Genomic DNA, 11,160 nt, shown 5'->3' with positions numbered 1-11,160 from the left:
GCTTCGCGAGGGCCGCGCGCGTCTGCGCACGCTTTCGGGTGACATTTCGCCGCCGCGGCCCCGTTCTTGTCGTACCCGAGCGGCAAAGTGGCGACTACCTTTTCCCCTCTGGGTGGGTGGGGGCTAGGGATGGCCGCCCCCGCGAGGTCAGCCCGAGTACATCAGGATCACGGCCGCGCAGGCGCCTGTCGCGGCCGTCATCAGCGGGACCCGGACCGCTTTGCCGCGCTTCGTTCCCGCCGTCGCTGCCACGATCAGCCACGGGCACAACGCGATCCAGCCGTATTCGGGGCGTTCGGGGTTCGAGCCGCTCAGCGGCGCGATCATGAGCGCCAGCAGCGGACCGATCATGAGCGGCCACGCCGTGCTCGTCCCGAAGCGCCGCAGGCTCTCCACGATCGCCGGGCCGCACGCCACGCACACCAGCGCGGGCATCAGCGCCAGCCACCACAGCTGCCCGGGGTGCGCCGCGATCTCGCCGATCGCCGCGTTGTAGGTGTCCACCAGCCCGTACGGCCACGAGCTCCCCGCCGCCGCGGCCAACCCCAGCACCGCCAGCGCCGCCGCGGCCGAGACCAGGATCTGCGTGGGCCTGCGCCGCGCGAAGTACAAGCACAGCAACGAGACCGCGAACCACGCCGCCCCGTAGGACAGCAGCGCCGCGATCCCGAGCAGCCCGCCCGCCGCCGCCGCGCCCCAGAACGCGTCCGCGCGCTTGACCTTCCGCTCCGAGACCACCGCCCCGCACGCGAGCACCGCCGCGCACGCGGCCGCCGCGATCCCGTCGATCCCCAAAGTGGCCCAGGCCGCCCACGGCCCCAGGATCAGCAGCGGCGCGAGCGCCCGCGCCGCCACCGGCCCGGACACCGACTTCACCGCCACCAGCGTCAGCGGTACCGCCAGACAGGACAGTGCGATCACCGTGATCGCAAGGCCCGCTTCGGAACCGGTGAACGACACCAGCAGTGCGATCGCGCTGCGCGCCCCGGGGGTCGCCGTCGACATCGTGGTCGGCTCCACATTGGTGTGCAGCGCGGCTGACCACGTGATCGAAGCCAGGTACGACACCACCAGCAGCGTGTTCCACGACATCCGCGCCGCCGCCGGGCGCGAGGCCGCCGCGAGCACGGCCACGGCCGTCAACGGCGCGACCACCATCCCGGCGGTCACGTGCAGCGAGAGGTTCTGGGCCGGCCACCACGGGAGCGTGGCCGGACCGATCACCTCGGAGGTCGACACCGCCACCGACGCCAGCGTCAGCGTCGCCACCAACAGGATCAGCCAGATCGCGATGTCGCGCAGCACGTCATGGCGTCGCCTCAGCGGGGCGAGGGCCTCGACCCGGTCGGTGTAGGAGGTCTGCGGTGCGGTCACCTCACGAAACTATCGGGTATCCGACACAACCGACCGCCGGGCGAGAAAAGTCCGGCAAACTTCACAACGTTCCTCCATCACCCTCCGTGCGTAGGAAAGGACTCATGACTTCCGAAGTGCCAACGCAGCGCGGCGCGGACCGGTCCGACCCGTCCCGTCCCGATCGGAACCGCCAGGTCCGCGGCGAGGAGCGCCGCGACCTCACCGAGTACGTCACCGCCGAATACGACCGCGGACGCAGCATCCGCGACATCGCGGCCTCGATCGGCCGTTCCTACGGCTTCGTCCACCGCCTCCTGGCCGAGGCCGGTGTCGATTTCCGCACTCGGGGAGGGGCGCGCAAGGGCTCGGGGAAATAAAACATCCCACCTTCGGCGTTGACCGGTCTGGAAACAAGACGGAAACTGCCCGAGCCCCACCCCACTAGACGCATACGGGCACCTGCACTCAGGAGGCCCTATGGCGAATATGGGACCTGCCGGCCGGGACGCGATGCGTTCGATGCGCCGAGCCGACGACCTCAAAGGCGTCACCCTCTCCAGCGGCGTAAAGCGCCGCATCATCCGATTCGCGAGGCCCTACGCCCGCGACATCTCCCTCTTCCTGGCCCTGGTGACCGCGATCGCGGCCATCGGCGTGGCCACGCCCGTCCTGGCGGGCGACATCGTCAACGAACTCACCAGCGCCTCCGGCACCCAGCGCGGCGTCATCACGATCGCCGCCGTCATCGCCGGACTGGCCCTGTTCGAAGGCGGCCTCAACCTCGCGATGCGCTGGTACGGTGCGCGCCTCGGCGAAGGCATCATCTTCGACCTGCGCCGGGCCGTGTTCGACCACGTCCAGTCCATGCCGGTCGCGTTCTTCACCCGCTCGCAGACCGGCGCTCTGGTCTCGCGGCTCAACAACGACGTCATGGGCGCCCAGCGCGCCTTCACGAGCACCCTCTCCGGGCTCGTCTCCAACGGCATCGCCGTCACGCTCATCATCGGCGTGATGTTCTTCCAGTCCTGGCAGATCACGCTGCTCTCGCTGGTGCTGGTCCCGGTGTTCCTGGTGCCCGCCAAGTGGGTCGGCCGCAAGCTCGCGGCCCTCACCAAGGAGAGCTTCGACCTGAACGCGGCCATGAACACCCAGATGGCCGAGCGCTTCAACGTCGGCGGCGCGATGCTGGTCAAGCTCTTCGGTAGCCCGGGCACCGAGTCCTCGGAGTTCTCCGGCAAGGCCGACCGCGTGCGCGGCATCGGTGTCACCACCGCCATGTACGCGCGCACGTTCATCGTGGCGCTCACGGTCGTGGCGGGCCTGTCCCAGGCCCTCGCCTATGGCCTGGGCGGCGCGCTGGTCTTCGCGGGCCAGCTCAGCGCCGGCACCGTGGTCACCCTCGCGCTGCTCTTGACCCGCCTCTACGGGCCGCTGACGGCCCTGTCGAACGTCCGCGTGGACGTCATGAGCGCTCTGGTGAGCTTCCAGCGGGTCTTCGAGGTCCTCGACCTCAAGCCGCTCATCCGCGAGGCCGAGGACGCCAAGACCCTCCCGCCGGGCGCCGCGTCGATCACGTTCCGCGACGTCGACTTCCGCTACCCCGGCCCCGACGAGGTCTCGCTCGCGAGCCTGGAGGACCTCGCCCGCCCCGACCGCTCCGACTCGGGCCGCCAGATCCTGACGGACGTGTCCTTCGCGGTCCAGCCCGGTGAGCTCGTGGCGCTGGTCGGCCCTTCGGGCGCCGGCAAGTCCACCACGGCCAGCCTGGTCCCGCGCCTGTACGACGTGTCGGGCGGCGCGGTCGAGGTCGGCGGTGTCGACGTCCGCGAGCTCACCGCCGACTCGCTCACCGACCACATCGGCATGGTCACCCAGGACGCCCACCTGTTCCACGACACGGTGCGCGAGAACCTGCGCTACGCCCGGCCCGGGGCCACCGACGAGGAGATCTGGTCCGCGCTCGACCGCGCCCAGATCGGCGACACCGTGCGCCGCCTGGAGACGGGCCTCGACACGGTCGTGGGGGAGCGGGGCTTCCGGTTCTCCGGCGGCGAGAAGCAGCGCCTGGCGATCGCCCGGGTCCTGCTCAAGGCCCCGCCGATCGTGATCCTGGACGAGGCCACCGCCCACCTGGACTCCGAGTCCGAGGCGGCCGTGCAGCGGGCCCTGGACTCGGCCCTGGAGGGCCGTACGTCCCTGGTCATCGCCCACCGACTCTCCACGGTGCGCCGCGCCGACCGGATCGTGGTCCTCCAAGACGGCCGCGTGGTTGAGACCGGCAGCCACGACGAGCTCGTGGGCACCGGCGGCCTCTACGCCGACCTGTACCGCACCCAGTTCGCCGGTCCGAGCCCGGACGCGGCGCTCTCCACCGCCGCGTAAGTGTGCTGAATCACATTCAATGGGGGGCGCGTTGTGAAATCGCAGGTCGCGCACCCCGAATGTGAGGAAAATTTTGTGCTGCCAGGTTTCAGGAAAGCAGGGGTACTGTAGTGTCCAGAGGCCAGTTCGGTTCGAAAGCACCGGATTGGTGAAGCGCCAGCAATGGCGGCACATCTCGGACCATCACGCCGGGTTGTCCACCCAGGAGTAAACCCCCAGGTTAGGGCAGGCGGCGGGTCTGAAAATCAACATCGCAAGGAAATACAGTAATGGCGCAAGGCACCGTTAAGTGGTTCAACTCCGACAAGGGCTTCGGCTTCATCGCTCCTGATGGCGACGGCCCGGACATCTTCGTCCACTTCACCGCGATCACCGGGAACGGCTACCGCTCCCTGGAAGAGAACCAGCGCGTGGAGTTCGACGTGGAGCAGGGCAAGAAGGGCCCGCAGGCCGCTAACCTGCGCGCTCTCTAAGCAACTAGAGCCGAAGCCGCTGCCCTTCATCTGAAGGACAGCGGCTTCTGTGGTGTCCGGCCCCAGGGGCCCTGTCTCAGCCGGTGTAGTACCCCTCGATCTGCGCCGTGGTCCACGTGCCGACGTCGAGCACACGCTCGTCCAGGACCGATCCGGACGCAGACACGAGCGTCACGTCGAGACGGTCGCCCACCTGGTCGCCCACGATCATCGCCCCGTCGACCAGGAACACCACGTGCACGTCGCCTTCGGTGGCCACCGGCAGCTCCAGTTCCTCACCGGTCGCGGTGTCCACGTACTTGTCGCACCGCCACGGGCTGATGTGGCCCGACGCCCCGTATTCGGCGTCGTACATCTGCAGGCACGCCCGGCCCAGGTCGGCCGAGACCCCGGACAGGCCAGGGAGTTCGCTATCGGTGCTCCACGTCGCCGCCGCCGGGAAGTCGACTCGATCCGAGCCGTCAGGGCGCATCGCGACGTTGAAGTCCACCAGGTACTGCCCGTCCCCCGACCAGACCGGTGAGCACGAGACCTCTTCGGGCAGCTCGGTCTGCTCCCCGGTCTCCAGGTTCAGCAGGTAGCGGTCGTCGAAATCAGGCGACGGCGTGGTGATCGTGACGAAGTTGGAGTCCGGAGACCACGACGGCGTGCAGTACATCGAGTCGATGCCGATGCTCGCCAAGCCTTCGGCAGCGTCGTCGAGCAGATTGATGCCACCTGAGCAGTCCATGGCCGTGACATACCGGTTCCCGTCGGGTGCGATCCGCGGCCGGTAGGTCTCGCCTTCGATCACGTACTCGTTGCCCGCGCCGTCGTAGCGGTGGACCTGCATCAGCGGCATCTCGTTCGAGCCGAGCAGCACGTACAGTTCCTCGGGCAGTTCGGTCAGCGGCCGCATCGAGTCCGAGTCGCCCCAGCCCGACCAGTCGCTCGCAGGCCGCTCGCAGTCGATCTCACCGCCCTGGCCCTCGTCGGGGTCCTCGTCCTCCTGGAAGGTCTCCTCCGGTTCGGTCGGCGCCTCGGTCGTCGGGTTGATCGCCGGGGGCGGCTCGGTCGTATCGTTCATCCCCGCGAGGGCCACCCCGCCCACGCTGACCGCGGCCACCGCGACCACGGCGAGTCCCGCCACGACCGCCATGCGCTGCCTGCCGATGCGCCGGGCCCGTTTGTACGCCCCGGCCGCCAGGTCATCGGACGGAGCGGAGCCGTCCGAGGCGATCCCTTGCAGTACTTCACGAATCGAGTCATTCATTGGACTCTCCTCTCGCGTGCTCGAATTCCCGCTCCCAAGCGGCGGTCGGCGCCTCGGCGAAACCGAGCACCAGATCGGGGAAGGACCGCCGCAGCCGCCGCAGCCCCCGCTGGACCCGCGACCGCAACGTCGTCACCGGGCAGTCGAGGATCGCCGCCGCGCTGGCCTCGGTGTGGTCCTCGAAGTACCGCAGCACGATCGCGGCTCTCTGGTTCGCCGGCAGCGACAGCAGCGCGGCGTGGACGGCGACCCGCAGGGCCGTCTCGGACTCGTCGCCGCTCTCGTCGGCCCGCTCGGGCAGCTCCTCGCTGGTGATCTCGGCGACCTTCCTGCGCCGCCAGCGGCTGACGTGCAGGTGGTACATGGTGCGCCTGGTGTAGGCCTCCGCGTTGGCGGTGCGGTGCAGGCGCTTCCAGGACCGCCAGGTGCGGGCCAGGGCGTCCTGCACGAGGTCTTCGGCGAGGCCGCGGTCGCCGGTGAGCAGGTACGCCGCGGCGCACAGCGCCCCGGAGCGGGCTCTGACGAAGTCCTCGAACTCGGTCTGCCGCGTCGGCGGTGCCCCTGAAGGGGCGGTGGGTCCGCTCACGATCGGCTCCGTTCCGTGAAGAGAAAAGGTGTGGGTACCTAGCTAGACGGGCAGCGTGGCCCACCTCCGCATCCTACGAACGGCCGAGCATCATCAGCCGAACGGCCCATACGGAAATTTGCGATTGATGCGCTCGCCCCCACACGTCACACTGGGCCCGTGGAAATCATCGAATTCGACGCCAAGCGTCCCGATCTGATCGATCAGGCCTTCGCGCTCATCGCCGCGGCGCACGACGCCGACACCCCCGAGAACCCCTCCCAGACCGAGCGGTTCTTCAAGACCACCTTCACCCACGCCTTCCCCGGGCGCGAGAAGCACTGGTTCGCCGCCCTCGAAGGCGACGTCCTGGTCGGCTACGCCCGCATCGCGTACTTCACCGACGAGAACACCGAACTCGCGTTCTTCGACATCATCGTCCACCCCAAGCACCGCCGCCAAGGCCACGGCGCGGCCCTGCTCGACCTCGTCGAGCGCCGCTGCGCCGCCGACGGGCGCACCACCGCCCTCACCTCCGTCCCCGTCTACTGGGAAGGCGGCCCCGCGCGCGAGGGGATCGGCGCGGCCGCGCTGGCCCGCCGCGACTACGAGCTCGCCCTCACCACCGTCAACCGCCGCAGCCCCGTCGACCCCCTCGGCGCCGATGAAGAGGCCCGACGTTTCGACGAGGCCCTCGCCAAGGCCGGCGACGCCTACGAGGTCCGCCAGTGGATCGGCGCGACCCCCGACGACCTCGTGGACACCATGTGCCGCATGGAGACCATGATCGTCAGCGAGATCCCCCTCGGCGAGATCGAGATGGCCCCCGAGGCCATGACCCCCGAGAAGCTCCGCGCCAAGGAAGCGGTCTACGCGGTCGAAGGCCGCCGCTGGTCCCACACCGTGGCCGTCGAGAGCGCCACCGGCGAAGTCGTGGCCTGGACCGCCGTCGCCGTCGACGAAGGCGACGAGGTCAACGGCCACCAGGGCATCACCATCGTCGACCCCGGCCACCGCGGCCACCGCCTCGGCCTGCTCGTCAAACTCGCGAACCTCCGCCAACTGCGCGCGACCTTCCCCGACCTCGCGCACATCTGGACCGACAACGCCGACGTCAACGCCCACATGATCGCCATCAACGAGCTCATGGGCTACACCACCGTCGACGCCAACGCCGACTACCAGCGCAAGCTCGCCTGACCGGCCCGCGGGCGCCCCGAGCGGGGCGCCCGCCGAGTTCGTAATTCGGTTGCCGCAGATCCCGACACCTGTCCACACTGACCCCATGACTGAAGCCACCATCCGCGAACTCGACCCCGCCGACGGCGACCTCGTCGCCGGAGCCTTCGAGGTCCTCCGCGCCGCCCACGAGGCCGACTGCCCCGAGAGCCCCGCCCACCACCGCGGCAAGTTCATCGCAGGACTGTCCTACCCTCCACCCGACGAACGCCACCTCACCTTCGTCGCCGAACTCGACGGCGAAGTCGCGGGCCTGCTGGAAATCGGCCTGCCGAGCCGCGAGAACCTCCACTTCGGCTGGGCCGACATCTACGTCCGCCCCGACCTGCGCCGCCGCGGCGTCGGCACCGCCCTCTACGACCACTTCATCGCCCTCGGCCGCGCCGAAGGCCGCACCGACCTCTCCGTCCAGACCCGAATGACCTGGGAAGACGGCGTCAAGCGCTCCGACGAGGGCCAGCGGTTCCTCGAAAAGCGCGGCCTCAAGCTCGCGCTCACCTCGATCAACCGCAGCTGCGCCGTGGACGCCCTCGACCCCGCCGTCGAGCAGGACCTCCTCGCTCAGGCCCGCACCGCCGCCGGCGAGGACTACGAGATCATCTCCTGGATCGGCCGCACCCCCGACGAGCTCATGGAGACCATGGCCCGGATCGACTCCACGATCCTCGCCGAAGTCCCCCTGGGCGACCTCGAACTCGAACCCGAGCACATCGACGTCGAACTCAAGCAGGCCAAGGCCGAACGCAACGAGGCCATGGGCGTCATCCCCGTCCAGACCGTGGCCCGCCACCGCGCCAGCGGCGAAGTGGTCGCCAACACCGCCGTGTTCTGCTACGACGACCACACCTATCCCGAAGCCTTCCAAGGCATCACCATCGTGGACAAGGACCACCGCGGCCACCGCCTCGGACTCCTGCTCAAACTCGAGAACCTGCTCCTGGTCCGCGAGAACTTCCCCGGCGTCCGTCGCATCTGGACCGACAACGCGGATGTTAACGCCCCCATGATCGGCATCAACGTCACCCTCGGGTACGAGATCGTCGACGCGATCGGGGAGTTCCTCTACAAAGCCGAGTCGTGACACCCGACTCCCTCACGCGCGGCGAAGCCGCGGAAATGGTGTCTCCAGGCACAAGTCGGCCGAGTAGGTGGCGACAGCCGCCCTCGGTCGGCTATTGTCATTAGCTGGCCCTCATAGTGGCCCGATCAGGCGCGTCCCGCCCCATCACCGTCGGCTCATGGTGAATCGAATTATCCGCGGAACGTGCGTCACTCACGAAGTCGTTCTCGCGGAAGGCGAACCATGACTATTGACCCGACTGTGCCCGACGCTGCCATCAGTGCACCGGACACCGCACCCGAAACCACCGAAACCCCCCAGGCCGCACCGGCCGCAGAGGTGAGCGCCCCCGAGGCCGCCCCCGCCGCCGAGACCCCGGCCGAGACCACTGCGGAAGCGACCGCGGCCCCCGCCGCGACCGCCCCCGAGACCACCGAGGCCCCCGCCGAGGAGTTCACCGTCGAGACCGACGAGGTCCCCGTCTACACCGGCCCCACCTTCGAAGACCTCGGCCTCCCCGAGAAGATCACCGCCGCGCTGGCCGAGCGGGGCATCCTCACGCCCTTCCCGATCCAGGCCGCCACGATCCCCGACGCCGTCGCCGGACGCGACGTCCTCGGCCGCGGCCAGACCGGCTCGGGCAAGACCCTCGCCTTCGGCCTCCCGGCCCTCGCCCGCCTCGCCGCGGGCGGTCGCACCCGGGCCAAGCACCCGCGGGCGATCATCCTGACGCCCACCCGCGAACTGGCCATCCAGGTCGCCGACTCGCTCCAGACCTTCGGCGACGCCGTCGGCATCGACATGAAGGTCGTGTGCGGCGGCACCGCGTTCTCGCGCCAGATCGACGCGCTCCGCGCCGGGGTCGACATGCTCGTCGCCACCCCCGGCCGCCTGCGCGACCTGATCCGCCGCGGCGAGTGCTCGCTCGACGAGGTCGAACTGGCCGTGCTCGACGAGGCCGACCAGATGGCCGACATGGGCTTCCTGCCCGAGGTCCAGGAGCTGTTCGACCAGCTCCCCGAGGGCGGCCAGCGCATGCTGTTCTCCGCCACTCTGGAGCAGGAGATCGACGTCCTGGTCAAGAAGTACCTGACCGACCCGGTCACGCACTCGGTCGACCCGCCCGCCGGCTCGGTCACCACCATGACCCACCACCTCATGCTCATCGGCCCGAGGGACAAGGCCACCATGACCGCCGCCGTCGCGGCCCGCCCGGGCCTGACGATGGTGTTCGTGCGGACCCAGCTGGCCGTCGACCGCATCGCCGACGAGCTGCGCGAGTCCGGCGTCAACGCCGAGGGCCTCCACGGCGGCATGTCGCAGGTCGACCGCTCCAAGGTCCTCGACCGTTTCAAGAACGGCCGCCTGGACGCGCTGGTCTGCACCGACGTCGCCGCGCGCGGCATCCACGTCGACGGCGTCGACATGGTCCTCCACGTCGACCCGCCCAAGACCCACAAGGACTACCTGCACCGCGCGGGCCGCACGGCGCGCGCCGGGCAGTCGGGCCACGTGGCGACTCTCGTGCTCCCGCACCAGAACCGCAGCATGTTCAGCCTGATCGAGCGCGCCGGAGTGGACGCCAAGCGCCACTACGTGAACGACAACTTCGACCCCGAGCTCACCGAGCTCATGGGCGCGCGCAACTTCACCGACCTGCGCGCGGTCTCGGCCGAGCACCAGGCGACTCGCAACGACGACGAGGTCAAGCGCCTCGAGCGTCAGATCGAGCGCCTGAAGGAGGACGCCGCGGGCCTGCGCACCGAGGCCACCCGCCTTCGCGAGCAGGCCGAGAAGGAGATCATCGAAGGCCCGTCGAAGTCCCGCGACCGCGGCCCGCGCCGCGAGCGCGACGACCGTCGCGGCGGCTATGGCAACCGAGGCGGCGGCGACCGTGGCGGTTATCGAGGGAACCGTGAAGGCGGCGACCGCGGTGGATATCGCGGCAACCGCGAGGGCGGTGACCGAGGTGGGTACCGGGGCAACCGCGAGGGCGGTGACCGTGGCGGTTACCGTGGGAACCGTGAAGGCGGCGACCGCGGCGGCTACCGGGGCAACCGTGAAGGCGGCGGCTACGGCGACCGTGACAACCGCGGCGGCTACGGCGGTTCGCGCGGTGGCTATGGCGACCGTGACAACCGCGGCGGCGGCTACGGCGAGCGCGGCCGAGGCGGCTACAGCGGCGGCAACGACCGCGGCGGCTTCCGGGGCAACCGTGAAGGCGGCGGCTACGGCAACGACCGAGGCCGCGGCGGCTACGGCAACCGCGAGGGCGGCGAACGCGGCGGCTTCCGAGGCGACCGCGAACGTCGTGACCGCTGGTAAGCACTGACGAATAAGCGGCCCCGGGGTTTGCCCCGGGGCCGTCTCCGTATTCGGCAGGTGGTTCAGCATCGCTGCCGCGCATCTCCGGCCGAAGCCGCCACCACACGCGGCGCCGACCCCCGCGCTCGGGCGTGTCGCGACACGAGCGCCCCCGGTTCGAATGATCGCGCGAGCCACCGACACTCGCTGCCGCTGCCGCTGCCGCTGCCGCTGCCGCTGCCGTTACCGCTGCCGCCCCGGCCCCCGCTCGCGCGTGCGAGTGTCGCTCGCTTCGGGGCGATGTCGTACCACCGCGCGATCATTGATTCGGGGGCGACTGTGTCGCGACACGCCCGGGTGCGTGTGTCGACCCCTGCGGTCGGGCGTGTCCGAACTCGACTGCCCCCGGTTGCAATGATCGCGCGAAGGTACGACATACTCTCGCCGCCGCCCGCCGCCCGCCGCCCGCCGCCCGCCGCCCGCCGCCCGCCGCCCGCCGCCCGCCGCCCGCCGCCCGCCGCCCGCCGCC

The 11,160-nt window shown here is 70.1% G+C and carries 9 protein-coding genes; 6 read left to right on the top strand and 3 right to left on the bottom strand.

The genetic code is table 11. The features are described from left to right. Positions 1-147 precede the first annotated feature (147 nt). Positions 148-1,374 carry a hypothetical protein gene (locus tag AB0B28_RS11660; RefSeq protein WP_360119844.1) on the bottom strand — a complete coding sequence of 409 codons (1,227 nt, stop codon included), beginning with the start codon at positions 1,372-1,374 and terminating at the stop codon, positions 148-150. Positions 1,375-1,478: 104 nt separating this feature from the next. Between AB0B28_RS11660 and AB0B28_RS11655 the strand changes: the two genes are divergently transcribed. The 3 genes from AB0B28_RS11655 (at position 1,479) to AB0B28_RS11645 (ending at position 4,211) form a co-directional block, all read left to right on the top strand. After that, complete coding sequence (locus AB0B28_RS11655) at positions 1,479-1,733, top strand: helix-turn-helix domain-containing protein (RefSeq protein ID WP_360119842.1); 255 nt, start codon at positions 1,479-1,481, stop codon at positions 1,731-1,733. A 100-nt stretch (positions 1,734-1,833) separates the two neighbouring features. After that, positions 1,834-3,738 carry an ABC transporter ATP-binding protein gene (locus tag AB0B28_RS11650; RefSeq protein WP_360119840.1) on the top strand — a complete coding sequence of 635 codons (1,905 nt, stop codon included), beginning with the start codon at positions 1,834-1,836 and terminating at the stop codon, positions 3,736-3,738. 269 nt (positions 3,739-4,007) lie between these two features. After that, complete coding sequence (locus tag AB0B28_RS11645) at positions 4,008-4,211, top strand: cold-shock protein (RefSeq protein WP_030161360.1); 204 nt, start codon at positions 4,008-4,010, stop codon at positions 4,209-4,211. A 76-nt stretch (positions 4,212-4,287) separates the two neighbouring features. Here AB0B28_RS11645 and AB0B28_RS11640 read toward each other — a convergent pair whose 3' ends face one another. Next, positions 4,288-5,463, bottom strand: a complete 1,176-nt coding sequence (locus tag AB0B28_RS11640) for a hypothetical protein (RefSeq protein ID WP_360119837.1) — start codon at positions 5,461-5,463, stop codon at positions 4,288-4,290. Further along, positions 5,456-6,049: a SigE family RNA polymerase sigma factor gene (locus AB0B28_RS11635; RefSeq protein ID WP_360119835.1), complete on the bottom strand. Its 594-nt coding sequence runs from the start codon at positions 6,047-6,049 to the stop codon at positions 5,456-5,458. The genes AB0B28_RS11640 and AB0B28_RS11635 overlap by 8 nt, the downstream gene beginning before the upstream one ends. 159 nt (positions 6,050-6,208) lie before the next feature. On the opposite strand from AB0B28_RS11635, the gene AB0B28_RS11630 reads away from it, so the two are divergent. From AB0B28_RS11630 to AB0B28_RS11620, 3 genes are all read left to right on the top strand, one after another. Continuing rightward, positions 6,209-7,228, top strand: a complete 1,020-nt coding sequence (locus AB0B28_RS11630; RefSeq protein WP_360119833.1) for a GNAT family N-acetyltransferase — start codon at positions 6,209-6,211, stop codon at positions 7,226-7,228. A gap of 85 nt (positions 7,229-7,313) precedes the next feature. Continuing rightward, positions 7,314-8,348 carry a GNAT family N-acetyltransferase gene (locus AB0B28_RS11625; RefSeq protein ID WP_360119831.1) on the top strand — a complete coding sequence of 345 codons (1,035 nt, stop codon included), beginning with the start codon at positions 7,314-7,316 and terminating at the stop codon, positions 8,346-8,348. Positions 8,349-8,570: 222 nt separating this feature from the next. Continuing rightward, a complete protein-coding gene (locus AB0B28_RS11620; protein ID WP_360119829.1) occupies positions 8,571-10,652 on the top strand; it encodes a DEAD/DEAH box helicase in 2,082 nt (693 codons plus the stop codon). Positions 10,653-11,160: the final 508 nt, after the last annotated feature.

The sequence above is a fragment of the Glycomyces sp. NPDC046736 genome (assembly GCF_040645615.1).
Taxonomy (GTDB): Bacteria; Actinomycetota; Actinomycetes; order Mycobacteriales; family Micromonosporaceae; genus Glycomyces.
The sequence above is the reverse complement of the archived record's forward strand: the minus strand, read 5'-3'. Positions and strand labels throughout refer to the sequence as shown.

Coding starts and splice junctions, on each gene's coding strand:
- AB0B28_RS11655 (WP_360119842.1), top strand. CDS start 1,479: ATGACTTCCGAAGTGCCAACGCAGCGCGGCGCGGACCGGTCCGACCCG.
- AB0B28_RS11650 (WP_360119840.1), top strand. CDS start 1,834: ATGGCGAATATGGGACCTGCCGGCCGGGACGCGATGCGTTCGATGCGC.
- AB0B28_RS11645 (WP_030161360.1), top strand. CDS start 4,008: ATGGCGCAAGGCACCGTTAAGTGGTTCAACTCCGACAAGGGCTTCGGC.
- AB0B28_RS11640 (WP_360119837.1), bottom strand. CDS start 5,463: ATGAATGACTCGATTCGTGAAGTACTGCAAGGGATCGCCTCGGACGGC.
- AB0B28_RS11625 (WP_360119831.1), top strand. CDS start 7,314: ATGACTGAAGCCACCATCCGCGAACTCGACCCCGCCGACGGCGACCTC.
- AB0B28_RS11620 (WP_360119829.1), top strand. CDS start 8,571: ATGACTATTGACCCGACTGTGCCCGACGCTGCCATCAGTGCACCGGAC.